Origin of the sequence: Luteibacter yeojuensis, assembly GCF_000964085.1 — a bacterium.
In the GTDB taxonomy this organism is placed as follows: domain Bacteria; phylum Pseudomonadota; class Gammaproteobacteria; order Xanthomonadales; family Rhodanobacteraceae; genus Luteibacter; species Luteibacter yeojuensis_A.
Genome location: NZ_JZRB01000021.1, coordinates 78,877 through 104,865, shown reverse-complemented (window position 1 = coordinate 104,865; position 25,989 = coordinate 78,877). Strand labels below are relative to the sequence as shown.

The window sequence follows — 25,989 nt, the reverse complement described above, 5'->3', positions numbered from 1 at the left end:
TGATTAAAGTGATCCTGACTCGGTTGGGGATCGTGCAACTTTCCGTCGCAGTGGGGATGCACGGGAAGTGAAAGACTGTCGTTCGGGATTTCTTCAAGATGGAAGATCTTTCGGTCATCCGGGGGCTCGAAACAACCGACAACTACCTGCCTTCCCACGGGCTCGGTGGCCTTTTTTACAGCTACGACGATGCGCGAGATTCAGGGGTACTGATTATTGCTGTGCTTAACCAAGAGGCACGGCCAGGCGTGATGGATCGCATCATTTGTGATTTGCATGAGGTGAATGGCATTGGATACACCATCGCCTTTGACGCCGACCTCGGAGCGAAGTCGCTGTACTACGCGCTTGGCATCACTTTTGGTGAAGTCGATACGCATTACGAAAAGATGAAAGCAAAGGAACTCGGACGATTTTTTTTCGAGCGCTCGCGTAAGGACCGAGATATTCGCGCCTACAATCGCGACAAGATCCGGGGCATCTATCCGATGAATGTCTTGAACGCTCAGCAAAAACAAGTTTTGCGGAGCATCACTGGTTTGAACGAAGAACGTTTCGTTCGGCTCGATGACGAAAAGCATCTGCTCGTCTTGGATAAGCCTGAGGTCTCGGCGCTCGGGCGGAGTGTGTCGGATCTAATCTGCTGATTTGAGTTGAGCCAAGTGTGTTTCGGGGTGGTCACAAGCTTCTGAGATTTTGTGTGCTAGGGCCGAAGGGGTCTAGTCCGCACCCGCATGCGGGATCTCGCAGATTTTGATCGAAAGAGCGCGCGTCGTGGTTCGCGTCTCGCAGCGAATTTTGCCATCCAGGGTGCAATAGGGAATCCTGATTTCCCGTTGTTGATTCAAGAAGCGGCGCAACGCATCGCGCTTTCGGCTGAAGGAATAGGCTGTGAGCCATCTCGCTTACGCAACGCGCCGCGGCATCGCTGCGGTGGTGATGATCGTATGTGTGACCTTTATTGGCTTGGTCCATGCCAATTCCGACGAAGCCACGCCGGAAGAACAGTTTCATCGCCGCATCAAGATGTCGGACGACATCATTCCGCTTGGGCAGAACGCCTTCGGTGAGTCCGTTGATCTCTATACGGGCGAACTGTCGTTTCGCCAAGTTGATGTCACTCTGAAGGGCTCAGGCCCCGACATCGTGGTTGCGCGCACCTTCAGCCCAGGATGGCGCACCAGTTTGGATTTTCCCGAGGACGGTGCGTTCGCCGACTGGCAGCTCGACGTGCCGCGGTTGAGCAGCCTGGTGGGTGCCGAGGTGTCGGGGGCGTATGCCAGCTTTGGTGGCCAATGGCAGGCGAATGGGCAGAACCCCGACTTGCGCTGCGCCAATATGACACATGCGCCGCTGCTGCCAGGGGCGAACGGGCCTCTGTTCGACAGCCTCGACTGGTGGCACGGCTATTCGTTGGTGACAGAAGAGGGTGGCGGACAGTCGGTGCTCTCGATTGGGGCGAACACGCCTGTGCCCACCATGGCGGATGCCAACGGAGCGGCAGTGCCGTTTGTGGCAATGACGCCCGCACACTGGATGATCGGGTGCGAAAGCGCCACGGCATCAGGCGAACCCGGCGACGCCTTCATCGCAGTCTCTCCGACGGGGCTGCGCTACCACCTGAACCAGCTCACCTATTACTCGTCTCCGAGCGCGACGCTGCCCAACCCACCGTCGGGTAGGCACATCACGGCGCGCATCGCGTCTGCAGATGCCGTTGCCACGAAGGTCGAGGATCGTTTCGGCAACTTCATCCAGTATCACTACCAAGGTCGGCGTCTGATGAGCATTGACGCCAGCGATCTCCGCAAGGTGGTTTTCACATGGCGCCCGGAGACGGATTGGATCGATCACATCACCATTACCGATGCGTCCGGAGCTACGCGCACCTGGACCTATCACTATGCCGACTCGGCCGCCCCGAGTCGGTGACTAATTCGAGCAAGAGCATTGTCTGGTCGGCAACCAATTTCGCCTTTGACCGGAAAATTGTTACGGAGGGGATCAAGCTGAATCTCGGGTTTCCCGGCCAATACTTCGACGACGAGTCCGGGACATGGAGTAACGTCTTTCGTGACTATAAAGCTGACCTTGGACGGTACATAGAAAGCGATCCTTCTGGGCTGGCGGGGGGGCGAATACCTACGTTTACGCGGGGCAAAACCCAATATCTCGATTCGATCCACTTGGCTTAATGACGATTTGCATTCATGGAAAAGAGACCACCGATTTTTCGGGATACCCAGGCTACATCCAGAAAGCCGCGTCATACATCATGCAAGCCGATACGCTCGAGGACGCGGCCCTGACGGCGAACCGTGTCTATACGCAAATGAATGCCGAGTATCAAAAGACGGGAACTTGGAGCCAGTCGCTTGAAGATACGCGGGACGCTGAGCACTATATGTTCGCCTTAGATTGGGCCAGCCGATCGCCCGGAATTGCACAGGCCTCCATACTCGTCAGTACGCCTTTAGATTCAATGGCTAAGTATGCTTTCGGAACCCAACCAAAGGATTCTCCTGCATCGTGGCAAGAAATCGGCGCCGGTTACCAAGCAGTACTGGACTCGATTGGCCTCTTAAAAGGTGGTTCATTAAAGTTCACGAACGGAAAGTGCGGTTGTGATTAAAAATACTACGTTTGCGTATGTTGTCTTTGCCTTGGCCATGACAGTCGAGGCTGTCAATCTATTGTTGGCCGGAAGAATTTCTACAGTTGTTGCCATTGGGGGGTGTCCGCTTTGGGTTTTGTGATCCGCGGTCGATCCTATTTTTGGAAAGTGTGCCTTCTTTTCTTCGGACTAATGAGTGTGCTTCTCGCGTTTCGTGTTTTCGGAGGCTTAGAGCCAAATTCACCTGGGGCGCTCGCGAGCGGAGACTGGTTGAGCGTCGTGGCCTTCGGGCTATCGGTCGCGGCATTGTTCGCGGCGCTATTCGTGGGTCTCAAAGTACAGGCGCGTCGTTCCTAGAATTTGGGTCGTGATGCATGCATGAGTTTGCACGCGGCACTTGGGCGGCGAATGCAGAGGTGGTCGCGATGACACACAACGCATCGTCACCAAGTGGGCTGGCAGGGGCGCGCCCTCGGCAAACCGCTGACGGGCGGCGCACCCGTGCTTGTCCGGGTGCCTGCGCGCGACGCAATTGACCAGATCCGAGGGGACCTTAAGGTTTGGTTTAAGAATCCTGAGTTGACGTGGTCGGTGCAAGAGGACGTCTTGGTGGTGGACTTTCTCGATGTGCTGGCGGATGACGCGCGGGCGCATTTTCAGATCGTCAGCGACTGGGCAAAAGAGAATCAAGACTGGTACTTTCGGTTCACCTCCGTGGCGATCCGCTTCAGGGGCGAAACGGTCACGGGTTATGTCCGTTGCTCAGAGTGTTTTGCCGTTCACCGCGTGGGAGCTCCTCGATGCCCTCCGCGCTTGCCGATGATCCCAACTTATTGAGACAAGGACGCCTGCGGCCGAGCTCTCCTGGCACCCAAAAAGCAAAACGGGCCAACGATTCCTCGTTGACCCGCTGCTTGATTGGTGGAGGTGGCGGGAGTCGAACCCGCGTCCGAAGGCGTTTAATCCCCAGTTCTACATGCTTAGCCCACCGTTAAGTCTCGTCCACCGACAGCACGGCGTGCTAAGCGCACCGGTGGACATACCTGGTTGATCTGGCGTCAGCCCCACAGGTGGAGGAGCTTTCGGCGGTCTCATGATAGTGACCCTACACCGGCGAGCATGAGCACAAGACCGGTTCGGGGGTTTGGCCTTTTTTAGGGGCCGGACAGCTTAGGCGGCGAGAGCCACCGAGTTGTCACCGTAGTAGTTGTCATTGGCAACTATGTTTTTTGCAGCTGGTTTAACGAGGAAAGCTACCCCCTCGGCATGCACCAGTAGATCGCACTACCCCCGTCGAAACCAAAACACCCCCGGGGAAAGCTGTAGTCCGTGTTTCTACGGCGTTACACAGTATATGTGGGTGGGTGGGGCCGGAACAATGGCCCTCACCCCAGGCGGTTGTGGCTGCGCATCACCCGCTGCTTGTCCACGGCCCACTCGCGTTCCTTGTCGGCGGCGCGCTTGTCGTGGTCCTGCTTGCCCTTGGCCAGGCCGATCTCGCACTTCACCTTGTTGTTCTTCCAGTACATGGCGGTGGGGACGAGGGTGTAGCCCTTGCGCTCCACGGCGCCGACGAGCCGGTCGATCTCCTCGCGGTGGAGCAGCAGCTTGCGGGTGCGGCGGTCGTTGGCCACCACGTGGGTGCTGGCGCTGATGAGCGGCGGGATCTGGGCGCCGACGAGGAACACCTCGCCGTGCTCGATGATGGCGTAGCAGCCCTCGCCGAAGTTGATGCGGCCGGCGCGGAGCGACTTGAGCTCCCAGCCTTGCAGGGCCATGCCGCACTCGAACCGCTGGTCGATGTGGTATTCGTGGCGCGCGCGCTTGTTGAGCGCGATGGTGCCGCGCCCTTCCTTTTCGGTGTCCTTTGCCTTCGCTTTTGCCATGTCCGCTAAAATCGCTTGTATCGGTTTGAGACGAGGTCTATCCAGTGATTGAAATCCGCCGCAGTGCGATCGTGCCGTTCACGCCCGCGCAGATGTTCGACCTGGTCAATGACGTTGAAGCATACCCAAAGCGCTTCGGGTGGTGTGATGCGGCCACCATCATCGAGAAGGGCGACGACGTGCTGGTGGCCCGGCTTGACCTGAAATTCGCCGGCATGAAGCAGAACTTCACCACTCGCAACACCACCGACCGCCCGCATAGCCTCACCATGAAGTTCGTGGAGGGGCCGTTCCGCTCGCTCGATGGCGTCTTCACCTTCCAGGCCCTGGGTGACGTGGGCTGCAAGATTGCCCTGGCGCTGGATTTCGACTACGCGGGCCTGGGCGGCACGGTACTGAAGATGGGTTTCCAGCAGCTCGCGAACAAGATGGTGGACGATTTCTGCGACGAGGCGCGCCGCCAGTATGGCTGAGCTTGCCGTGGAAGTGGCTTACGCCGGCCCGGAGGGGCAGGCGGTGGTGGCGCTGGCGGTGCCGGTGGGCACCACGGCTTGGGAGGCCGTGCAGCTGGCCTTGCCGGGGTTGCCGGGTGGGGTGGAGCCCAACCGGGAGCGGCTGGGGGTGTTTGGGAAGAAGGTGGAGGCTGGGCGGGTGCTCGAGGCGGGGGACCGGGTTGAGATCTACCGGGCCCTTACGCTGGATCCCATGGAGGCTCGGAGGAGGAGGGCGGCGCGGTAGTCTTTGCCGCCCTTATCGCGCGCAAGCGCGCTCCTACAAAAGCCAGGTGCCTTACTTCTTGTTGTCGCCGCCGTTGTTGGCGCCACCGCCGAAGATGACGCTGTCGTCCTTCTTGTCGTCGGCGCTGGTGTTCTTGTCGCCCTTGGCGTCGTCGATGGGGTTGTTCTTGTACTTCTTCGAGTCCTCAAGCAGCTTCTGGGCGTCCTGGGCGAAGAAATCGCCCTCGGTCTTCACCAGCGTATCGTTGTTGAAGCTGAGGGTGAGGGTGCGCGTGGTCATGGGCTTGCCACGGTGCGAGTACGTGGAGACGTAGTCCCAGCGGTCGTTGTTGAACGGCGAGATGACCGAGGGGGTGCCCAGGAGGACCAGCACCTGGCGCTTCGTCATGCCGGGCTGCAGCTGGTCGACATTCTTCTTGTCGAGCAGGTTGCCCTGCTGCACGTCGGGGGTATAGACCAGGCCACAGCCTGCGACAGCGGTAGCCAGGAGGGCCAGACCGAGCGTGCGGATGAGCTGCTTTTGCATGCGTTGAAGCGTCCAGATCGTGAAGCCAGCGATGATACACTAAGCGCCTGACGGCACCGCGAGAAGAGGTCTGAAGTGGACCAGGAAACCCAAGAGCTCCGCAAAGCGGGCCTAAAAGTCACCCATCCGCGCATGCGGATCCTGCAGGTCTTCGAGGAGGCGGATGAACGCCACCTCACGGCCGAAGACATCTACAAGCGCCTGCTCGCGCACCAGGAGGACATCGGGCTTGCCACGGTGTATCGCGTGCTGACCCAGTTCGAGGCGGCCGGCATCGTGATGAAGCACAACTTCGAGGGCGGCCAGGCCGTCTACGAGCTCGACCGCGGCAAGCATCATGACCACATGATCGACGTTGACAGCGGCAAGGTCATCGAGTTCATCAGCGAGGAGATCGAGCGCCTCCAGCACGAGATCGCCGAGCGGCATGGCTACGTCATCGAGGACCACAGCCTGGTCCTTTATGTGCGCCCGAAGAAGAAAGCCCGCTAATCCACTGGCGGGAAAAGAAAAAAGGCCCCGCAAGGGGCCTTTTTTTGTCGTGCCTTCGGGGCCGGTTTCCCTTCGCCCCAAATAAAAACGCCGCCGGCGGACTCCTGTCCACCGACGGCTGATCCGGAATACCTGGTGGCTCGTGGACCGCGAGTTGCTCGCAAATCCCGTACACCACCTGGCGCCGGCGAGGCTGACATCCTGTCGCCTCTTCGAGTTGATCGTCCCCACGATCAACTCGGGCTCGCCGTCTCTCGACGGCGGCTCCCCCACATCGATGGAAGGATCGTAACGAAGCGTTCACGAACCGGCTATTGGAAAATTTCCTATGTTCGTTCCGATACTTGTGCTGCGTAGCAGCACGCGCAGGTGCAGCCCGATGGGCTCCGGGACGATGCGGAAAACCCCGCCCAGGGCGGTGATGCGGTCGCTCATGCCCTGCAGGCCGCGGCCGCCGCCGTCGGTGCGGGCGGGGCGGGGCGTGGCGGGCAGGCCGTGGCCATCGTCACGGATATCGAGGACGGCCACGGGGCCGGCGTCGCGCAGGCCGATGCGCAGGCGCAGGCGCATTTCCCGGGCGCCGGAATGGCGGACCACGTTGGTGGCGCTTTCCTGCACCACGCGGTAGATGGCGGTGAGCGTGTCGTCGTCCAGCAGCCGCGGCTCGCCGCGCAGGTCGGTGACGTAGTGGATGCCGGCGGCCGTCAGCATGTCGCGGATGGGGCCTTCGTCCAGGGCGCGGATGAGGCCGAACTCGTCGAGCACCGAGGGGCGCAGGCTATCCAGCATCTTGTGCAGGGCCCGGCGCATGTGGCCGGCGATGCCGTTGATGGCGCTGCCGATATCGTCCAGGCCGGCATTGCCGAGCCGGTTCTGGGCCAGTTTCAGGTGGGTCTGGATGGCCGTGAGGTTCTGGCCCAGCTCGTCGTGGAGCTCCGAGGCCATGTGCCGGCGCAGGCTCTCCTCGGCCTGCAGGTTGCCGCGGGCGGCGTCGCGCAGCTGGCGGGCCAGCTGGTCGAGGCGCTGGTTGGCGGCGGCCAGGTGGGTGTTCTGCTGGGCCACGCGCTCGCTGGAGCGGCGGAGGGCGTCGGTGGCGGCGCCCAGCATGAGGGTGCCGGTGCCGGCCACGGCCAGGAACAGGTGGGCGGCGGCGGTGGGCGCGCCGCGGCCGATCATGTCCTCGGTGACATTCAGGCCTACGCTGGTGATGAGCATGGCCAGGCCGGCGCCGCGCCAGCCGTGCCGGAACGCGAAGAACAGCACCGGCGCCAGCGAAAGCACGCGGGCGAACTGCGGCTGGGGTGAGTACTCGGCCAGGGTGATGAGGATGGCCAGCGAGGGCAGCATCACCAGCAGGCCGTCGAGCAGGAGCTCGGCCAGGGCGGTCTGGGTGGGGCGCTCGCGGAAGGCCAGCACCATCACAGGGACGACCAGCAGTACGCCGAGGTAATTGCCGAGCAGGTCGCTGCCGAAGGTGGTGCCCAGCATCTCCACCGGGGCCGCCGGGTGCAGCGAGGCCATCATGGCCGCGTTGCCGGCCGTGGCCACGGTGGCGGTGACCATGGCCGACAGCAGCAGGCGGGCCACGTCCTCGGGCGTGTTCAGGCTGGCGTGCAGGTGGGCGCGGCGCAGCAGCCACAGGCTGGCGGCCACCATCAGGGGCTCGGGGGTATCGCCCAGCACGAAGCCAGCCCCGCCGATGGGCAGGCCGCTACGCCACTCGCACAGGGCGCTGGCGGCGATTTCGGCGCCGAGGATCCAGAACCAGTCACGGGTGCGGGTGAGCAGCAAGGCGCCGAAGCGCAGGCCGAAGGGGAGCACCCAGTAGGGCTGCTCGGTCGGCCACAGCATCACCCACGCGATGGCGTAGGCGATGGCGATAAGGGGGCCGGCGAAGCGGATGAGGGCGCGGACTCGCATATAAGCGCTGATGTTACACGGCGCGCGCGGCGTCCTGCCGCGCGTGGGCCACGGGTACGCACATACGCGCTGGTACTGCTACATTCGCCCTATGCCAAGAATCGTCCTTGTAGATGACCACGCCATTGTCCGTGAAGGTTTCAAGCGGCTGATCCAGCTGGAGCCCGACCTGGATGTCGTCGCGGAAGCGCGTAACGCCGACGAGGCCGTCGATGCGGTCACCCAGCACCGGCCCGACCTGGTGGCGGTGGATCTCTCCCTCCCCGATGGTAGTGGCCTGCCGCTCATCGAGCACCTCGGCAGCATCGAACCGGCCATGAAGATCGTGGTGCTGAGCATGCACGACGGCGAACCCTACGTTTCCGAGGCCATGCGCCGTGGCGCGCGCGGCTACGTGACCAAGGGGGTGGCGCCGGAAGAGCTGGTGGCGGCGGTGCGCGCCGTGCTGGCGGGCGACCAGTACCTCAGTTCCGACCTGCGCGAGCGCCGCTCCAGCCGCTCCACGCAGGATCTCGACCCATTCAGCCGCCTGACCGCCCGCGAGCGCGAGGTGTTCCTGTTGCTCGCCGCGGGGCGGGCACCGAAGCAGGTGGCGGCGGAGCTGGGCATCGGGCAGAAGACGATCTACATCCACCGCGCCGCGGTGATGAACAAGCTCAATGCGGGGTCGGAGCTTGATCTGTACCGGATGGCGCAGGAGCGGGGGTTGATCCGGAGTTAGTCGCTAAAGGCTTTCGCCCACAGGTGTGGGCTCCTACGACAGCCACGGAGCATGCCGGCGCCTAACCGCGCTCGTGTAGGAGCCCACCCCTGTGGGCGATGCTCTCAGCCCTGCGCCTTGTCCAGCATCTTCCTGGCGTGTGCCCGGGTTTCCTTCGTGATCTCCACGCCGCCCAGCATCCGCGACACTTCCTCGCGGCGGCCATGGGCGTCCAGCGCGCGGATGCGCGTGCGGGTGGATTCGCCGTCGCTTTCCTTCGCCACCTGCAGGTGGTTGTGGCCTTGTGCCGCCACCTGGGGCAGGTGGGTGACGCACAGCACCTGCACGCGCTCACCCAGGGCGCGCAGCTTCTGGCCGACCACCTCGGCCACGGCGCCGCCGATGCCGGTATCCACTTCGTCGAAGATCATGCAGCCGATGTTGTCGTTGCCCAGCGTGGCCACTTCGATGGCCAGGCTGATGCGGGCGAGCTCGCCGCCCGAGGCCACCTTGCGCAGCGCGCGGGGCGGCTGGCCGGGGTTGGCGCTGACCAGCAGCTCGCAGCGCTCGCGGCCCTGTGGGTCGGGGTCGTCGCCTTCGGCCGGTTCCAGCGCCACCTCAAGGCGGCCACCGGCCATGCCGAGCTCGCCCATGAGGGCGGCCACCGAGGCGCCGAGGCGGGCGGCGGCATCGGCGCGGGCCTTCGATAGCGCGGCCGCGGCCGTGTCGTAGTCCTTGCGCAGGCGGTCGCGCTCCTTGCCCAGGCGCTCCAGCGCGTCGCCGGCGCCTTCGAGTTCGCCCAGGCGCTCGCGCAGTTCTTCCGCCTTGCCCGTCAGTTCCTCGATGGGGAGGCGATAGCGGCGGGAGAGGTCGTGCAGGTGGGTGAGGTGGGTATCCACCTCGGCCAGGCGTTCCGGGTCGAGTTCCACATCCTGCGCGTAGCGGCCCAGGCCGTCGACGGCTTCGCCCACCTGGATCTGGGCGCTGTCGAGCAGCTCCAGTGTGGGGGCCAGGGTGGCGTCGAGCTCGGCCAGGCGGGAGAGCTCGGCATGGGCGCGCAGCAGGGCGCGGCCGATGGCGAATTCGCTTTCGCCGTCGAGCAGCTCGACGACGCCGTTGGCGCCCTCGGCGAGGCGGCCGGCGTTGGCAAGGCGGCGGTGCTGGGCTTCGAGATCCTCGAGCGCGGCGGGAGCGAGGGCCCAGCGGTCGAGTTCTTCCAGTTCATGGGTGAGCAGTTCGATCTGGTGTTCGCGGTCGTCGCCGCCGCTGAGCGTGCGGATTTTCGCCACGGCCTCCTTCCATGCCCGGGCGAGGTCGCGGACGCGCGCCTGTGCCTCGTCGTTGCCGGCGAACGCATCGAGCAGCGCCATCTGGTGCTGGCGCGAGAGCAGCGCCTGGTGCTCGTGCTGGCCATGGATTTCGACGATGAGCGCGGCCAGCGCCGACATCTGCGCCAGGCTGGCGGGGCGGCCGTTGATCCAGCCCTTGGAACTGCCCTCGGCGCGGATGACGCGGCGCAGGTGGCAGGTATCGCCATCGTCCAGTTCCTCCTGCCTGAGCCAGCCGAGGGCATCGGGCAGGCCGGCCAGGCTGAACTCGGCGGCGAGCTCGGCGCGGTCGCTGCCGGCGCGCACCATGCCGCTATCGGCGCGCGCGCCGGCCAGCAGCATGAGCGCGTCGACCAGCAGGGACTTGCCCGCGCCGGTTTCGCCGCTGACCACGGTGAGCCCGGGGCCGAAGGCCACTTCGGCTTCTTCGACGACGGCGAACTGGCGGACGTAGAGCGACGTGAGCATGGGCACCGGGCAGCGGATGGAATCGCGCCGATTGTAGCCGGTGCCGCGTCGCAGGAAGCGAGACTTGCAAGCGGCGCGCGCAGACCTTATTGATAGGGCCAGCCACCCGACCGCCAGCCCACACGCGCATGAACCCGTTCTTTAGCAAAGACATCGATGCTCGCGCGCGCCGGCTGCTGCGTACCCTCATTTCCCAATATCTCTCCGATGGCGAGCCCGTCGGCTCACGCACCCTGGCGAAGTCCTCCGGCCTGGAAGTGAGCCCGGCCACCATCCGCAACATCATGGCCGACCTCGAAGAAGCCGGCCTGGTGGCCTCGCCGCATACCTCGGCCGGGCGCATCCCCACGCCGCGTGGCTTGCGCCTTTTCGTGGATAGCCTGCTTGAACTCAAGCCCTTGCCGCGTGACGACATGGCGCGCCTGCAGGGCAGCCTGCCGCCGCACCAGACCACCACGCGCGATTTGCTGGGCAATGTCTCGAACCTGCTTTCGGCCATGACCCACTTCGCGGGCGTGGTCACCGTGCCGCGCCAGGGCGATTTCCCCCTGCGCCACATCGATTTCGTCAGCCTGCCCGATGCCCGCGTGCTGGTGATCCTGGTGTTCTCCGATAACCAGGTACAGAACCGGGTAGTACAGCTATCGCGCCCCATCGACGGCAGCGAGCTGGAGCAGGCCGCCAACTACCTCAACACCCATTTCGCCGGGTTCCGCCTGGCCGATATCCGCGCCCACCTGGCCGCGGAGCTGCGCGAGGCCGGGGGCGAGCTGAACCGCCTGCTGGCCAGCGCGGTGGAGCTGGCCACGGCCTCGTTCGGCGACCACGACGCCGACGACGTGCTGGTCTCGGGCCAGACCAACCTGATGGGCTATTCCGAGCTGGCCGACATCGACCGCCTGCGCGACCTTTTCGACGCCTTCCAGCAGAAGCGCGAGCTGCTGCAGCTGATGGAAAACTGCGTGAAGGCCCCGGGCGTGCGGCTGTTCATCGGCGAGGAATCGGGCTTCTCGGCCCTCGACGGCTGCAGCATCGTCACCGCCACCTACGGCACCCCAGGGCGCATGCTGGGCGCGATCGGAGTTATTGGACCGACGCGTATGGCATATGAGCGGGTCATTCCCGTGGTACAAGCCACGGCTGGATTGCTCAGCGACGCCTTGAATCGCGCCGCGGCGACCTCATAAACCGCCGAGGGAGGCGGGTTTAGTATTTCCCGCGAATGTGCGGCCCCCACCGGGGGCCGTTGGATGACATTTGGAGTAACCATGCAGAACAACGATCCCCACGCGACGGATCCGGCGAAGGACAGCGGCGCCGAGGGCGCCCACGCTGAACTCGACGCCCTGGCCGCCAAAGTGGCCGCCCTCGATGCCGAGCTGGCCCAGGCACGCGAGACCGTGCTGCGCGAGCGGGCGGAGATCGAAAACCAGCGCCGCCGCCTGCAGCGCGACCTCGACCAGGCCCGCCGCTTCGCCAACGAGAAGCTGCTGGGCGACCTGCTCCCGGTGTACGACAGCGTGGCCCTGGGCCTCGCCAACGAAACCGCTGACGCCAAGGCCCTGCGCGAGGGCCTCGAGCTGACGCTGAAGCAGCTCGAGAAGGTGACCTCGTCGAACGGCCTGGTGCTGGTCGATCCGCTGCACCAGCCGTTCAACCCGGAACACCACCAGGCTATCAGCGCGGTCGATTCGACCGAGCACGCGCCGGGCACCGTGGTGGCCGTGGTGCAGAAGGGTTTCGTCCTCAACGACCGCCTGCTGCGCCCGGCGCTGGTCGCGGTCGTCAAAGACTGAACCCCAGCCACACAACGCATTGAACCAAGGGGCCAAGGCCCCACTTTACAAACAGTCGCGGCCGCGGGGGCCGCATTGAAATTCGGAGCATGTTTTATGGCCAAGATCATCGGCATCGACCTCGGTACCACCAATAGCTGCGTTGCCGTCATGGAGGGCACGACGGCGCGTGTCATCGAGAACGCCGAGGGCGACCGCACCACGCCGTCCATTGTCGCGTTCACCAAGGACAACGAAGTGCTCGTCGGTGCGCCGGCCAAGCGCCAGGCCGTCACCAATGCCAAGAACACCTTCTACGCGGTGAAGCGCCTCATCGGCCGCAAGTTCACCGACGCCGAAGTGCAGAAGGACATCAAGCTCGTCCCGTACGCCATCATCGCGCACGATAACGGCGATGCCTGGGTGCAGACCTCCGACGGCAAGAAGATGGCGCCGCAGGAGATCAGCTCGAAGGTGCTGATGAAGATGAAGAAGACCGCCGAAGACTTCCTCGGCGAGACGGTCACCGAAGCGGTCATCACCGTGCCGGCGTACTTCAACGACAGCCAGCGCCAGGCCACCAAGGATGCCGGCAAGATCGCCGGCCTCGACGTCAAGCGCATCATCAACGAGCCCACCGCGGCCGCCCTGGCCTATGGCCTCGACAAGGCATCGTCGGCCGATCGCAAGATCGCCGTGTACGATCTTGGCGGCGGCACGTTCGACGTCTCGATCATCGAGATCGCCAACGTCGACGGCGAGAAGCAGTTCGAGGTGCTGGCCACCAACGGCAACACCTTCCTCGGCGGCGAAGACTTCGATAACCGCGTCATCGATTACCTCGTCGAAGAGTTCAAGAAGGAGCAGGGCATCGACCTGCGCCAGGACCAGCTCGCCCTGCAGCGCCTGAAGGACGCCGCCGAGCGCGCCAAGATCGAACTCTCGTCGGCCCACCAGACCGACGTGAACCTGCCGTACGTCACCGCCGACGCCTCCGGCCCGAAGCACCTCAACATCAAGCTCACCCGCGCCAAGCTCGAGTCGCTGGTCGAAGACCTGGTGAAGGGCACGATCGAACCGTGCCGCACCGCGCTCAACGACGCCGGCCTGCGCGTGTCGGATATCAACGAGGTGATCCTCGTCGGTGGCCAGACCCGCATGCCCAAGGTGCAGGAAGCGGTCAAGGATTTCTTCGGTAAGGAAGCCCGCAAGGACGTCAACCCCGATGAAGCCGTCGCCGTCGGCGCCGCCATCCAGGGTGGCGTGCTGGGCGGCTCGGTCAAGGACGTGCTGCTGCTCGACGTCACCCCGCTGTCGCTGGGTATCGAAACGATGGGTGGCGTCATGACCAAGCTTATCGAGAAGAACACCACGGTGCCGACCAAGGCGTCGCAGGTGTTCTCCACCGCCGACGACAACCAGACGGCCGTGACCGTGCACGTCCTGCAGGGCGAGCGCGAGCGCGCCAACGCCAACAAGTCGCTGGGCAAGTTCGATCTCTCGGGCATCCGTTCGGCACCGCGCGGCACGCCGCAGATCGAAGTCACCTTCGATATCGACGCCAACGGCATCCTGCACGTGTCGGCCAAGGACAAGGACACCGGCAAGGAGCAGAAGATCGAAATCAAGGCGGGCTCGGGCCTCTCCGACGAAGAGATCCAGCGCATGGTGGCCGATGCCGAAGCCAACCGCGAAGAGGACAAGAAGTTCCACGACCTCGTCCAGGTGCGCAACAAGGCCGACCAGCTCGTCCACCAGACGCGCTCGCAGCTGAAGGAGCACGGCGGCAAGATCCCGGCCGAGCAGCTCGCCAGCATCGACGGCGCCGTCTCGGACCTGGAAAAGGCCAAGGACAGCGACGACAAGTCGGCCATCGAGTCGAAGATCGCCAACCTCGAGCAGGTGGCCCAGTCGCTGTACGCGGCGGCCCAGTCGGGTGGCGCTTCCGATACGGCCCAGCAGTCGGCCCCGGGCGGCGGTTCGGCCCAGCCGGATGACGTGGTCGATGCCGAGTTCACCGAAGTCAAAGACGATAAGAAGTAAGGCGTGACGCCTCAGCTTCATCTGTGACCAGGATCGCGCCGGGGTGCAAGCCCCGGCGCGTTTGTCCGTCAAAGGGAATGCAACACGCACCATGAGCAAGCGCGACTACTACGAGATCCTTGGCGTGGAACGCACGGTCACCGACGGTGACCTGAAGCAGACATTTCGTCGCGTCGCGATGAAGTACCACCCCGACCGCAACCCGGACGACCCGGCGGCGATCGAGAAATTCAAGGAAGCCAAGGAGGCGTACGACATCCTCTCCGACGGCCAGAAACGCGCGGCGTACGATCAGTACGGCCATGCCGCGTTCGAGGGCGGTGGCTTCGGTCGTGGCGGTGGCGCCGGCTTCGGCGACGTCGGCGACATCTTCGGCGATATTTTTGGCGACATTTTTGGCGGCGGCGGTGGCGGTCGCCAGCGCGCCCGCCGTGGCGCCGACCTGCGCTACATCATGGAGCTCGACCTCGAAGAGGCCGTGTTCGGCATCGAGAAGAAGATCGAGGTGCCCACGCAGGTCAACTGCCAGCACTGCAATGGCACGGGCTCGGAAGACGGCAAGGTCTCCACGTGCACCACCTGCGCCGGCCACGGCCGCGTGCGCATGCAGAACGGCATCTTCTCCATCCAGCAGGCCTGCCCCACGTGCCATGGCTCGGGCCAGAAGATCGACAAGCCCTGCAAGAAATGCCGCGGCGAAGGCCGCCTGGAAGAAGAACGCACGCTCTCGGTCCGCATCCCGGCCGGCGTGGACAACGGCGACCGCATCCGCCTCACGGGGCAGGGCGAGGCTGGCCCGGCGGGCTCGCCGGCGGGCGACCTGTACGTCGAGGTGCGCGTGCGCGAGCACGCCATCTTCCAGCGCGATGGCGTCGACCTGTACTGCGAGATGCCCATCCGCTTCGCGCAGGCCGCGCTTGGCACCGAGCTGATGGTCAGCACGCTCGAAGGCGAGGTGCCGGTCAACGTCCCGCCCGAAACGCAAACCGGCCAGCAGTTCCGCCTGCGCGGCCGCGGCGTCAAGTCGGTGCGTGGTGGCCGCACGGGCGATCTCATCTGCACCGTGGTGGTGGAGACCCCGGTCCGCCTCACCAAGGAACAGCGCGAGCTGCTCACCCAGCTAGAAGCCACCTTCGTGGGTGAAGAAGCCGCCAAGCACACGCCCCGCAGCCACAGCTTCATCGACGGCGTGAAAGACTTCTGGTCCAAGGTCACCTCGTAACGCCATGCCCCCTGTAGGAGCCCACTCCGTGGGCGACATCTTTTCGCGACAACACAACAGCCCCTGTTGCCCTCCCGCGAAAACCTGTCGCCCACAGGGTGGGCTCCTACATTAGGATGCGTGTTTCCTGATCTTCCGAGGCACACCCCATGACCCGTCCCATCCGCCTCGCCATCAGTGGCGCATCCGGCCGCATGGGCCTTGCCTTGCTGAACCTCGTGCGGGATGACGCGCGTTTCGAACTCGTGCGCGCGGTGGTGTCGCCGCAATCCGCGCGGCTTGGCAAGGCTGCGTATGGTGACGTCTCGGCGTTGCGGTTCAGCACATGGGACGCCACCACCGGCATCGATGTCGTCATCGACTTCAGCGGCCCCGAGGGGCTGGGCGCGGCGCTCGATGTCTGCGAAGCCACGGGCGCCGCGCTCGTCACGGGTACCACGGGCCTCGACGCCGCGATGGAGCAGCGCCTGGCCCACGCCGCCGAGCGCATCGCCGTGCTGCGTGCCGCCAACTTCAGCCTGGGCGTGGCCGTGCTCACGCGCCTGCTGCGCGAAGCCGCCGCCGCGCTGCCGGACTGGGATATCGACATCGTGGAAGCCCACCACGGCCGCAAGGAAGACGCGCCCTCGGGCACCGCGCTGGCGCTGGGCCACGCTGCGGCCGCCGGGCGCGGCGCGAAGCTCGACGACCTGGCCGTCTATGCCCGCGAGGGCCGCCCCGGCGCCCGCCAGGCCGGCACCATCGGTTTCGCCGTCGTCCGCGGCGGCGATATCGTGGGCGAGCACCAGGCGCTGGTGATGGGGCAGGGCGAGCGCGTCGAGCTCGGCCACCGCGCCACCGATCGCAGCATCTTCGCCCGCGGCGCGCTGCAGTCCGCCGCATGGATCGCCGGCCGCGCGCCCGGCACGTGGACCATTGAAGACGTTATCGCCGCTTGACCCACTCGCGTAGGAGCCCACCCCGTGGGCGACATCGTTTCGCGAAAGACCACGAACCCCGCGGCTCTCCGCGAGAAGATTTCGCCCACAGGGTGGGCTCCTACGGGAACCGTGTTACTATCTGCGGCGATGTCATTGGGGAGTAGCCATCCTCGTTCCCCCTGAGGAGTTCGCGTCAACAGACTTGGCGGCCACGGCCCCATGGCGCGAACGGCAGTAGCGTGTGGAGAGCACGCTGCCGGCCCGGCGAGACCTTTGGCCATCGACATGCTCACCCGGGGCCGGGCGAGCGGTGTCGTTGTGCCATCGGTTTTTCGCGCGCTCGCCCGGCCAAAGTGTTTCCATGCTGCTGACAACCTTCCTGTTCCTGGTCTCGGCCGGGGCCATCTATTTCACCTGCGAATACTTCGTCAACGGCGTCGAATGGTTCGGGCGCAAGCTCAACCTCGGTGCCACTGCCACGGGCACGGTGCTCGCCGCCTTCGGCACGGCCCTCCCGGAAAGCGCCGTCACCTTCGTTGCCGTCATGTTCGGCAAGACGCCGGAAGCCAGGGATATTGGCGTCGGTGCCGCCCTCGGTGGCCCCCTGGTGCTGGCCACCATCGCTTACGCCGTCGTAGGTTTTGCCTTATATCTCGGCCGTAAGCGCCTGAAGCGCGGGGATACCCGCATCCGCGTCGACCACCAGCGCCTCGCCCGCGACCAGTCGTGGTTCCTCGCCATCTTCGTGGTGAAGGTGGGCCTCGGCCTCATCGCGTTCGCGTGGAAGCCCTGGCTGGGCGTGTTGTTCCTGCTGGCCTATGGCATGTATGTGTGGCGCGAGATGCGCGACGACAGCTCGGCGCCTGAGGACGAGGACGAGCTGGAGCCCCTGTCGTTCCGCCCCCGCGATGCCGACCCGGCCATGAAGTGGGTGCTGCTGCAGACCGGCCTGGCGCTGGTCGTCATCGCCATCGCGTCGCGCGTCTTCGTTTGGCAGCTGGAGGCGTTTGGCGAGTTCTTCCACCTCTCGCCGCACCTCGTGGCACTTGTGCTGAGCCCGGTGGCCACGGAGTTGCCGGAAACGGTCAACGCCCTGATCTGGGTGCGCCAGGGCAAGGAGCGGCTGGCGCTGGCCAACATTTCCGGCGCCATGATGATCCAGGCCACGATCCCGAGCTCGCTGGCGCTGTTCGCCACGCCGTGGCTGTTCGATACGCCGCTGATCGTGGCCGGCGTGATCACCGCCGTGGCCGTGGTGGCTCTATGGGCCATGTTCCGCCGTGGGGCGGTGGAAGCCCGCTGGCTGATGCCGATCGGCGGGCTCTATGGTGTGTTTGCACTCTTTGTCGCTTGGTATTTCCGCGGGGCCTGACCGGCAGGCTGTGGTAGGAGCCCACCCCTGTGGGCGACAGCTCTTCGCGAAAAGCTGTCGCCCACGGCGTGGGCTCCTACACAAAGCGACCGCCGCTAGCGACTAGTCGCGGTGCGAGGCGTTGCGGTCGCGGTCGGCGCCGACCTTGCGGTCGAGCTTGCCGAAGATCTTCTTGAATGCGCGGCTGAACTTGCCGCGCTTGGTCTTGCGGGCCTTTTCTTCTTCCGAGGTGAGCCAGGCTACCTGGATGACGCGGCGCTCGCCCTCGTAGGGCAGGTGGCCGTGGAAGGAGTTCTCGGCGCGGCGGAACACGGCGAACTCGCCATAGAGCGGCTTCAGCTCGGGCGCCACCGTGTCGTCGATGTTGTCGATGGAGGCCAGGAAGCGCAGGCAGCCGTCGCTGGTATCGGGCCACATCGGGTTCAGGTAGATGAGGGCCGTGGCCACCTTCGACTTGCTGTCGGTGTGGATGGTGCCGTGGCGGCGGTTGAGGTGCCGGCACAGGGTGACCAGGGTGGGGTAGCTCTCCAGGCCCTCGATGCCCAGGTGGCGGCCGATGGCGGCCGAGAAGGCCCGCGAGGTCATCTGGCGGACCAGGTCGTTCACCGAGGGGCCGCAATCGGCAGCGTCGTAGGGGAAGAACCCTGCGCTGGAGTACTGGGGGAAATCGCGGTCGAGGTCGGGCCGGGCCTCGTCGGGCAGCTGGCCGTGGGCGATCATGAACGAGAACGGCTCGTGCCGGATGTCGGTATCGGGACGATCCAGGCGGGCAGGGTCGAGCAGCATGGCGGGCGGTTCTCGGTCAGTTACCACTAAGTGCGATTGTATCGTGCCAGAAACGCCAACTGGCACGTAATTCTACCGTTTCGTTCATCCGCCGGGCGTGGACAAAAGGCCCCTCTGCGCCTATCATTCTTACCCGCCCAAACGTTCCCATCCCCAAGGCCCACGAGCCGCTAGAAAGCTGGCTTGCGGGCTTTGCTGCACCCGAAGGCGGCCATCCCATGCGTACTCCTGCTCTGCTTGCTCTCGAAGACGGCAGCGTTTTTCACGGCCACGCGGTCGGTGCCCGCGGCGAGACCGTTGGTGAAGTGGTGTTCAACACCGCCATGACCGGTTACCAGGAGATCCTGACCGACCCGTCATACAACCAGCAGATCGTCACCCTCACGTACCCGCACATCGGCAACACCGGCACCAACGACGTCGACGTCGAGGCGCCCCGCGTGCATGCCGCCGGCCTCATCGTCCGCGACGTGCCCCGCCTGGCCAGCAACTGGCGCAGCCAGGAGCCCCTGCCGCAGTACCTCGAGCGCCACAACGTGGTCGCCATCGCCGGCATCGATACCCGCCGCCTCACGCGCATCCTGCGCGAAAAGGGCGCGCTCAACGGCTGCATCGTGGCCGGCGACGCCATCGACGCCGACGCCCCCGTGGCCAGGGCCAAGGGTTTCCCGGGCCTCAACGGCATGGACCTGGCCAAGGTGGTCAGCACCAAGGCCACCTACCAGTGGGGCGAGGGCGTCTACGACCTCGACCGGCAGGCCTTCGTCAACGCACCGAAGAAGTTCCGCGTGGTGGCCTACGATTTCGGCGTGAAGCAGAACATCCTGCGCCTGCTCGCGGGCCGCGGGGTCGACATCACCGTGGTGCCGGCCGAAACCCCCGCCGCCGAGGTGCTCGCCATGGGCGCCGACGGCATCTTCCTCGCCAACGGCCCCGGCGACCCGGCCGCCTGCGATTACGCCATTGAGGCGACGAAGCAGATCCTCGCCACGAAGATCCCGGTGTTCGGCATCTGCCTGGGCCACCAGATCATGGCGCTGGCCATCGGCGCGAAGACGCTCAAGATGAAGTTCGGCCACCACGGCGCCAACCACCCGGTGAAGGACCACGACACCGGCCGCGTGCTCATCAGCTCGCAGAACCACGGTTTCGCGGTCGATCCGAAGACGCTGCCGGCCAACGTCCGCGTCACCCACACCTCGCTGTTCGACGGCTCGCTGCAGGGCTTCGCCCTCACCGACCAGCCGGCGTTCTGCTTCCAGGGCCACCCGGAAGCGAGCCCCGGCCCGGAAGACGTCGGCTACCTGTTCGATACGTTCATTGCCGCGATGGAAGCGCACAAGGCGAAGCAGGCGTAACACGCCGCGCGCCCACACCTTCCATCCGCCTTCGATTCGCGAGAGAAACCATGCCAAAGCGCACCGACCTAAAGACCATCCTCATCATCGGCGCCGGCCCGATCGTCATCGGCCAGGCCTGTGAGTTCGACTACTCCGGCGCCCAGGCCTGCAAGGCCCTGAAGGAAGAGGGCTACCGCGTGGTGCTGGTCAATTCGAACCCGGCCACGATCATGACCGACCCGGACACGGCCGATGCCGTGTACATCGAGCCGATCAACTGGCAGACCGTCGAGCGCATCATCGCCAAGGAGCGCCCCGACGCGGTGCTGCCGACGATGGGCGGCCAGACCGGCCTCAACTGCGCCCTCGACCTCGCCGACAACGGCGTGCTCGAGCGCTATGGCGTCGAACTCATCGGCGCCTCGCGCGATGCCATCCGCATGGCCGAGGACCGCGACCTGTTCCGCAAGGCCATGGCCGATATCGGCCTGGAGTGCCCCAAGGCCGCCGTGGCCCGCTCCATGGAGCAGGCGCTCGAGATCCAGCAGACCGTCGGCTTCCCGACCATCATCCGCCCCAGCTTCACGCTCGGCGGCTCGGGCGGCGGCATCGCCTACAACAAGGAAGAATTCGTCGAGATCGTCGGCCGCGGCCTCGAGCTCTCGCCCACGCACGAAGTGCTGGTGGAAGAGTCGGTGCTGGGCTGGAAGGAGTTCGAGATGGAAGTGGTCCGCGACAAGGCGGATAACTGCATCATCGTGTGCTCGATCGAGAACTTCGACCCGATGGGCGTGCACACGGGCGACTCCATCACGGTGGCGCCGGCCCAGACGCTCACCGACAAGGAATACCAGCGCCTGCGCAACGCGTCCATCGCGGTGCTGCGCAAGATCGGCGTCGACACCGGCGGCTCCAACGTGCAGTTCGGTATCAACGCCGAAGACGGCCGCGTGGTGGTCATCGAAATGAACCCGCGCGTGTCGCGTTCGTCCGCGCTGGCTTCGAAGGCCACGGGCTTCCCCATCGCCAAGGTGGCCGCCAAGCTCGCCGTCGGCTACACGCTCGATGAACTGAAGAACGACATCACCGGCGGCCTCACCCCGGCCTCGTTCGAGCCGAGCATCGATTACGTCGTCACCAAGATCCCGCGTTTCGCGTTCGAGAAGTTCCCGGCCGCCGACGCGCGCCTCACCACCCAGATGAAGTCAGTGGGCGAGGTGATGGCCATGGGCCGCACCTTCCACGAATCGATGCAGAAGGCCCTGCGTGGCCTGGAGATCGGCAAGACCGGCCTCAACCCCACCGGCCTCGACATCGGCAGCGAGGAAGGCTTCCAGACGCTGAAGCGCGAACTGCGCGAGCCGCGTCCCGATCGTGTCTTCCACGTGGCAGACGCCTTCCGTGCCGGCCTCTCGCTGGAAGAAGTGCACGACCTGACCCGCATCGACCCGTGGTTCCTCGCCGCGTTCGAAGACATCGTGATGACCGAGGGCGAAGTGCAGCGCCAGGGCCTCACCGCGCTGGACGAGCCGCGCATGCGCGAACTCAAGCGCATGGGCTTCGCCGACGCACGCCTGGCCGAGCTCGTGGGCACCGACGAGGCCGCCGTGCGCCACGTGCGCCGCACGCTGGGCGTGCGCCCTGTGTATAAGCGCGTCGACAGCTGCGCCGCCGAGTTCGCCACCACCACCGCGTACATGTACAGCACGTACGAGGAAGAGTGCGAGGCCAACCCCACCAACAAGGACAAGATCATCGTCCTGGGTGGCGGCCCGAACCGCATTGGCCAGGGTATCGAGTTCGACTACTGCTGCGTGCACGCGGCGCTCGCCCTGCGCGAGGATGGTTTCGAAACCATCATGGTCAACTGCAACCCGGAAACCGTTTCGACGGATTACGACACCTCCGACCGCCTGTACTTCGAGCCGCTGACGCTGGAAGACGTGCTGGAGATCGTCGACCTCGAGAAGCCGAAGGGCGTCATCGTGCAGTACGGCGGCCAGACCCCGCTGAAGCTTGCGCGTGCGCTGGAAGCCGCGGGCGTGCCGGTGATTGGCACCAGCGCCGATTCGATCGATCTCGCGGAAGACCGCGAGCGCTTCCAGAAGATGATCCAGAAGCTCAACCTGAAACAGCCGCCGAACCGCACGGCGCGCAACGCCGATGAAGCGCTGGCCCTGGCCCGCGAGATTGGCTACCCGCTGGTGGTGCGCCCGAGCTACGTGCTCGGTGGCCGCGCCATGGAAATCGTCTACGCCGACGCCGACCTCACGCGCTACATGCGCGAGGCGGTGCAGGTGTCGAACGAATCGCCGGTGCTGCTGGATCGCTTCCTTGACCACGCCGTCGAGGTGGACGTGGATATCGTGGCTGACGCCGACGGCAACGTGCTCATCGGCGGCATCATGGAGCACATCGAGGAAGCCGGTGTCCACTCGGGCGATTCCTCGTGCTCGCTGCCGCCTTACTCGCTGAGCCAGGAGGTGCAGGATGAAATGCGCCGCCAGGTGAAGCTGATGGCGCAGGAGCTGAAGGTCGTCGGCCTGATGAACACCCAGTTCGCGATCCAGGGTGATGATGTGTTCATCCTGGAAGTGAACCCGCGTGCCTCGCGCACCGTGCCGTTCGTGTGCAAGGCCACGGGCATGTCGCTGGCCAAGATCGCCGCGCGCGCCATGGCCGGCAGCTCGCTGGTGAAGCAGGGCGCGACGAAGGAAATCATCCCGTCGTACTACGCGGTGAAGGAAGCGATCTTCCCGTTCCTGAAGTTCCAGAACGTGGATCCCATCCTCGGGCCCGAGATGAAGTCCACGGGCGAAGTGATGGGCGTGGGCCGCACATTCGGCGCCGCTTTTGCGCGTGGCCACGAGGCCGCAGGCATCAAGGCGCCGCCGAAGGGCAAGGTGTTCATGTCGGTGCGTGATTCCGACAAGGATCGCCTGCTGCCCATCGCGCAGGAAGTGGCCCAGCGCGGCTACACCGTGGTCGCCACGGCGGGTACGGCGAAGTTCCTGGCCGACAACGGCGTGGCCTGCGAGCGCATCAACAAGGTGCTCGAAGGCCGCCCGCACATCGTCGACCTGATCAAGAACGGCGAGGTGGTCTACATCGTCAACACGACGGAAGGCAAGCAGGCCATCTCAGATTCGTTCTCGATCCGCCGCGAAGCGCTGCAGCAGCGCGTTACCTATTCCACGACCGTCGCAGGCGCGCGTGCCCTCGTGCACTCGCTGGATTTCCACGCGGAGCCCGAAGTCCACAGCCTGCAGGAACTGCACAAGGAGCTGAAAGCATGAGCAGCACGCGTCCCCCGTTGACCCAGCAGGGCGCCGACCGCCTGCGTGACGAGCTGGAATACCTGAAGCGCGTCAAGCGGCCGGAGATCGTGGCGGCCGTGGCCGAAGCGCGCGCCCATGGCGACCTGAAGGAAAACGCGGAGTACCACGCCGCGCGCGAGATGCATGGCTTCAACGAAGGCCGCATCAACGAGCTGGAAGCCGCGTTGTCGAACTCGGAGATCATCGATACCGAGCGCCTGGCGGTGGGCAAGCGCATCGTGTTCGGCGCCATCGTCGACCTGATCGACCTCGATGCCGATACGGAGGTGACCTACCAGATCGTGGGTGACCTCGAGGCCGACATCAAGAAGAACCTGATCGCGGTGAGCTCGCCGATCGCGCGTGCACTCATCGGCAAGAGCGAGGGCGACGAGTTCGAATTCAAGGCGCCGAACGGCATCAAGAACTACGAAATCACCGGCGTCCGCTATAGCTAGCCCCAGCTGTTTTGGGGGGGGGGAAGGCCCGGCCTAAGCGCCGGGCTTTTTCATGTAGGAGCCAGCTCGCTGGCGACAGCTTTCGCGAAAGAGCCACAGGGCCTGATGCGTCTGGGCGGAAGCTGTCGCCAGCGAGCTGGCTCCTACACGAGGCTTATCGAAACCCACCCTCGTGCGCCACGAATCGCACCAACTTATCGGGGTTCCTCTGCGCATGGATCGTCGCGATCCGCCCATCCGCGATCGTAAAGGTCAGGACTGACACCAGCTGCCCCGCGAACGACTGCAGCAACGCCAGTTCGCCATTCACGCTCGCCACCTCCACCCGCATCTGCCGCGCCGGCCGCAGCGACGGCGCGTAGAGCAGCTGCGCTATCCGCTCGCCACCTTCCACCGGCCGGCCAAAGCTGGGTACCTTGCCACCGCCATCGCCCATCAACACCGCATCGGGCGCCAGGATGCCGCGCATGGCGCTGAAGTCGCCGCTGGCCACCGCGCTGGCGAAGCGGGTCACCAGCGCCGCGTGTTCCTCGCGGTCGACGGCGAAACGCGGCCGCTTGTCGCGCAGGTGGTCCCTGGCGCGGTGCACGAGCTGCCGGCAGGCGGCTTCGCTTTTGCCGAGCACGCGGGCGATCTCGGGGTAATCCTCGTCGAACACCTCGCGCAGGAGGAAGGCCGCCCGCGCCTCGGGCGCCAGGCGCTCGAGCACCGCGAGGAAGGCCACGGAGACGTCGCTGGCCAGTTCCTGCAGGTCTTCGGGGGTGGCGCTGTCGTCGGTGAGCACGGGTTCGGGGAGCCAGATGCCGATGTAGTGCTCGCGCCGTGTGCGGGCGGCGCGTAGCTGGTCGATGGCGCGGCGGGTGGTGGCGGCCACCAGCCATGCCTCGGGGTTGTCGACGCCCGCCGCGTCGGTGCCATGCCACCGCAACCACACGTCCTGCACCACGTCCTCGGCCTCGGGCACCGAGCCGAGCATCCGGTAGGCGATGCCGTGCAGGCGGGGGCGCAGCGCGGTGAAGGTGGCGGTGGCGGTGGTCATGGGGCCGGCATCACGATCGGGTTCTTCTTGTCCTTCAGGATAAACACAAGGAACCTCGCCGGCTTGGTGGTGCTGGCGTTCCGGCCCACCGTGTGGATGTCGGTGGGGCCCTCGTAGAACGAATCGCCGGCTTTCAGGTGGTGCTCGGGCTGGCCTTTCACGCCCTCGATGATCTCGCCTTCGAGGACGTAGACGATGGCGTGCGCGTCGTGGCGGTGCGCGTGCTCGACCAGGCCGGGTGGGTAATCGACGGTGATGACGGTGATTTCCTTGCCGGGGTAGTCGGGCAGGTCCTTTTGCGTGACGGGGGTGACCTTGGGCGCCGGGGTGGCGGCCAAGGTATCGCCATGGGCGAGGGCGGGGCCGGTGGCGGCGAGGAGGGCGAGGGTGGCGGAGGCGAGGAGGGTCTTCATGGCGCTCAACCCACCGCGACCTTGTCGAGGCCGTAGGCTTTATCCATCGAGCCGGGCAGGGTATGGAAGGCCACGTTGAGTCGGTTCCAGGCGTTGATGGTGGTCACCACGAACGTGAGGTCGGAGAGCTCCTTCTCGCTGAACTGCTCGCTGACCGTCGCGTACAGGGCGTCGCTCACGCCCTCCGGCTTCATGGCCGTCAAGGCCTCGGCGTAGGCGAAGGCCGCGCGCTCGCGGGGCGAGAACTGGTCGGATTCGCGCCAGATGGCCACGTGGTGCAGGCGCAGCTGCTTCTCGCCGCCCGCCAGGGCCTCCTTCACATGCATGTCGACGCAGAAGCCGCAGCCATTCATCTGCGAGGCGCGCAGGTCCACGAGGCGCTTAAGGCCGGCCTCGATGGTGCTGGCCTTGCGCTGGGTCATCGACAGCTCGACGAGCTTGCGGGTGATCTCCGGGGACTGCTGGGTGTAGTCGAGACGGGTGCTCATTGGGAAAAGCCTCATTGGTGGGGTACACCTCATAGACGGCGTAGCCCCACCCCCTGTGACACGGGTCTCGTCCCTTTGGGCCCGGCCGCGTGGCCTACTACTGCGCCCGGGCCGCTGGGGTTATGATCCCGCCCACGACTTGGCC

The 25,989-nt window shown here is 65.2% G+C and carries 26 protein-coding genes, 1 other RNA gene and 1 riboswitch; of the genes, 18 read left to right on the top strand and 9 right to left on the bottom strand.

The genetic code is table 11. The features are described from left to right. Positions 1-98 precede the first annotated feature (98 nt). From VI08_RS10610 to VI08_RS22050, 5 genes are all read left to right on the top strand, one after another. Positions 99-647 carry a hypothetical protein gene (locus VI08_RS10610; RefSeq protein WP_045829549.1) on the top strand — a complete coding sequence of 183 codons (549 nt, stop codon included), beginning with the start codon at positions 99-101 and terminating at the stop codon, positions 645-647. Positions 648-891: 244 nt separating this feature from the next. Then, the gene (locus VI08_RS10605; protein WP_045829548.1) at positions 892-1,932 is read left to right on the top strand and encodes a hypothetical protein; all 1,041 of its coding nucleotides are present in this window, start codon (positions 892-894) and stop codon (positions 1,930-1,932) included. Then, positions 1,824-2,195, top strand: a complete 372-nt coding sequence (locus VI08_RS22210; protein WP_232309521.1) for an RHS repeat domain-containing protein — start codon at positions 1,824-1,826, stop codon at positions 2,193-2,195. The genes VI08_RS10605 and VI08_RS22210 overlap by 109 nt, the downstream gene beginning before the upstream one ends. Then, on the top strand, positions 2,195-2,632 hold the full coding sequence (locus VI08_RS22205) for a hypothetical protein (protein WP_232309520.1): 438 nt from the start codon (positions 2,195-2,197) through the stop codon (positions 2,630-2,632). Before VI08_RS22210 ends, VI08_RS22205 begins: the two co-directional genes overlap by 1 nt. Positions 2,633-3,064: 432 nt before the next feature. Continuing rightward, positions 3,065-3,451 (top strand): hypothetical protein, encoded by a 387-nt coding sequence (locus VI08_RS22050; RefSeq protein WP_045829547.1) that lies wholly within the window; start codon positions 3,065-3,067, stop codon positions 3,449-3,451. 82 nt (positions 3,452-3,533) lie between these two features. Here the strand turns inward: VI08_RS22050 and ssrA are convergent. Together ssrA and smpB are read right to left on the bottom strand one after the other, a co-directional pair. After that, positions 3,534-3,926, bottom strand: a transfer-messenger RNA (tmRNA) gene (ssrA, locus tag VI08_RS21320). A 73-nt stretch (positions 3,927-3,999) separates the two neighbouring features. Then, the gene (gene smpB / locus VI08_RS10595; protein ID WP_045829546.1) at positions 4,000-4,500 is read right to left on the bottom strand and encodes an SsrA-binding protein SmpB; all 501 of its coding nucleotides are present in this window, start codon (positions 4,498-4,500) and stop codon (positions 4,000-4,002) included. 44 nt (positions 4,501-4,544) lie between these two features. Between smpB and VI08_RS10590 the strand changes: the two genes are divergently transcribed. Both VI08_RS10590 and VI08_RS10585 read left to right on the top strand, forming a co-directional pair. Beyond that, positions 4,545-4,973 (top strand): type II toxin-antitoxin system RatA family toxin, encoded by a 429-nt coding sequence (locus tag VI08_RS10590; RefSeq protein WP_045829545.1) that lies wholly within the window; start codon positions 4,545-4,547, stop codon positions 4,971-4,973. After that, positions 4,966-5,238, top strand: a complete 273-nt coding sequence (locus VI08_RS10585; RefSeq protein WP_045829544.1) for an RnfH family protein — start codon at positions 4,966-4,968, stop codon at positions 5,236-5,238. The genes VI08_RS10590 and VI08_RS10585 overlap by 8 nt, the downstream gene beginning before the upstream one ends. Positions 5,239-5,289: 51 nt before the next feature. Here VI08_RS10585 and VI08_RS10580 read toward each other — a convergent pair whose 3' ends face one another. Beyond that, complete coding sequence (locus VI08_RS10580; RefSeq protein ID WP_045829543.1) at positions 5,290-5,763, bottom strand: outer membrane protein assembly factor BamE; 474 nt, start codon at positions 5,761-5,763, stop codon at positions 5,290-5,292. Positions 5,764-5,838: 75 nt separating this feature from the next. Here VI08_RS10580 and fur point away from each other — a divergent pair, with 75 nt between their 5' ends. Further along, entirely contained in the window at positions 5,839-6,255 is a 417-nt protein-coding gene (gene fur / locus VI08_RS10575) for a ferric iron uptake transcriptional regulator (RefSeq protein ID WP_045829542.1), read from the top strand. 300 nt (positions 6,256-6,555) lie between these two features. On the opposite strand, the gene VI08_RS10570 is transcribed toward fur, so the two are convergent. Then, the gene (locus tag VI08_RS10570; RefSeq protein ID WP_045829541.1) at positions 6,556-8,175 is read right to left on the bottom strand and encodes an MASE1 domain-containing sensor histidine kinase; all 1,620 of its coding nucleotides are present in this window, start codon (positions 8,173-8,175) and stop codon (positions 6,556-6,558) included. Between the two features lie 91 nt (positions 8,176-8,266). Between VI08_RS10570 and VI08_RS10565 the strand changes: the two genes are divergently transcribed. Beyond that, positions 8,267-8,896: a response regulator transcription factor gene (locus VI08_RS10565; protein WP_045829540.1), complete on the top strand. Its 630-nt coding sequence runs from the start codon at positions 8,267-8,269 to the stop codon at positions 8,894-8,896. Between the two features lie 104 nt (positions 8,897-9,000). Here VI08_RS10565 and recN read toward each other — a convergent pair whose 3' ends face one another. Further along, positions 9,001-10,671: a DNA repair protein RecN gene (recN, locus tag VI08_RS10560; RefSeq protein WP_045829539.1), complete on the bottom strand. Its 1,671-nt coding sequence runs from the start codon at positions 10,669-10,671 to the stop codon at positions 9,001-9,003. A gap of 128 nt (positions 10,672-10,799) precedes the next feature. Here recN and hrcA point away from each other — a divergent pair, with 128 nt between their 5' ends. The 6 genes from hrcA (at position 10,800) to VI08_RS10530 (ending at position 18,003) form a co-directional block, all read left to right on the top strand. Beyond that, the gene (gene hrcA, locus VI08_RS10555; RefSeq protein ID WP_045829538.1) at positions 10,800-11,858 is read left to right on the top strand and encodes a heat-inducible transcriptional repressor HrcA; all 1,059 of its coding nucleotides are present in this window, start codon (positions 10,800-10,802) and stop codon (positions 11,856-11,858) included. Between the two features lie 81 nt (positions 11,859-11,939). Beyond that, the gene (gene grpE / locus VI08_RS10550; protein WP_045829537.1) at positions 11,940-12,467 is read left to right on the top strand and encodes a nucleotide exchange factor GrpE; all 528 of its coding nucleotides are present in this window, start codon (positions 11,940-11,942) and stop codon (positions 12,465-12,467) included. 96 nt (positions 12,468-12,563) lie between these two features. Beyond that, positions 12,564-14,489, top strand: coding sequence for a molecular chaperone DnaK (gene dnaK / locus VI08_RS10545; RefSeq protein WP_045829536.1), 1,926 nt, complete (start codon positions 12,564-12,566; stop codon positions 14,487-14,489). A 91-nt stretch (positions 14,490-14,580) separates the two neighbouring features. After that, complete coding sequence (gene dnaJ / locus VI08_RS10540; RefSeq protein WP_045829535.1) at positions 14,581-15,711, top strand: molecular chaperone DnaJ; 1,131 nt, start codon at positions 14,581-14,583, stop codon at positions 15,709-15,711. Between the two features lie 149 nt (positions 15,712-15,860). Continuing rightward, positions 15,861-16,649, top strand: coding sequence for a 4-hydroxy-tetrahydrodipicolinate reductase (gene dapB / locus VI08_RS10535; RefSeq protein ID WP_045829534.1), 789 nt, complete (start codon positions 15,861-15,863; stop codon positions 16,647-16,649). A gap of 116 nt (positions 16,650-16,765) precedes the next feature. Next, positions 16,766-16,963, top strand: a riboswitch (yybP-ykoY riboswitch). Between the two features lie 29 nt (positions 16,964-16,992). Further along, the gene (locus VI08_RS10530; protein ID WP_045829533.1) at positions 16,993-18,003 is read left to right on the top strand and encodes a sodium:calcium antiporter; all 1,011 of its coding nucleotides are present in this window, start codon (positions 16,993-16,995) and stop codon (positions 18,001-18,003) included. Between the two features lie 102 nt (positions 18,004-18,105). Here VI08_RS10530 and VI08_RS10525 read toward each other — a convergent pair whose 3' ends face one another. Next, entirely contained in the window at positions 18,106-18,789 is a 684-nt protein-coding gene (locus VI08_RS10525) for a 2OG-Fe(II) oxygenase (RefSeq protein ID WP_045829532.1), read from the bottom strand. Between the two features lie 218 nt (positions 18,790-19,007). On the opposite strand from VI08_RS10525, the gene carA reads away from it, so the two are divergent. From carA to greA, 3 genes are read left to right on the top strand one after another with little or no spacing between them, the layout of a single operon-like run. Further along, positions 19,008-20,147 (top strand): glutamine-hydrolyzing carbamoyl-phosphate synthase small subunit, encoded by a 1,140-nt coding sequence (gene carA, locus VI08_RS10520; protein ID WP_045829531.1) that lies wholly within the window; start codon positions 19,008-19,010, stop codon positions 20,145-20,147. A gap of 50 nt (positions 20,148-20,197) precedes the next feature. Further along, positions 20,198-23,425, top strand: a complete 3,228-nt coding sequence (carB, locus tag VI08_RS10515) for a carbamoyl-phosphate synthase large subunit (protein ID WP_045829530.1) — start codon at positions 20,198-20,200, stop codon at positions 23,423-23,425. Further along, on the top strand, positions 23,422-23,904 hold the full coding sequence (gene greA / locus VI08_RS10510; RefSeq protein WP_045829529.1) for a transcription elongation factor GreA: 483 nt from the start codon (positions 23,422-23,424) through the stop codon (positions 23,902-23,904). Before carB ends, greA begins: the two co-directional genes overlap by 4 nt. A 154-nt stretch (positions 23,905-24,058) precedes the next feature. Here greA and VI08_RS10505 read toward each other — a convergent pair whose 3' ends face one another. The 3 genes from VI08_RS10505 to VI08_RS10495 are packed head-to-tail and all read right to left on the bottom strand — an operon-like array spanning position 24,059 to position 25,844. Continuing rightward, positions 24,059-24,943 (bottom strand): RNA polymerase sigma-70 factor, encoded by an 885-nt coding sequence (locus VI08_RS10505; RefSeq protein ID WP_045829528.1) that lies wholly within the window; start codon positions 24,941-24,943, stop codon positions 24,059-24,061. Further along, positions 24,940-25,356, bottom strand: a complete 417-nt coding sequence (locus VI08_RS10500; RefSeq protein ID WP_045829614.1) for a cupin domain-containing protein — start codon at positions 25,354-25,356, stop codon at positions 24,940-24,942. The genes VI08_RS10505 and VI08_RS10500 overlap by 4 nt, the downstream gene beginning before the upstream one ends. 5 nt (positions 25,357-25,361) lie before the next feature. After that, positions 25,362-25,844, bottom strand: a complete 483-nt coding sequence (locus VI08_RS10495) for a carboxymuconolactone decarboxylase family protein (protein WP_045829527.1) — start codon at positions 25,842-25,844, stop codon at positions 25,362-25,364. Positions 25,845-25,989: the final 145 nt, after the last annotated feature.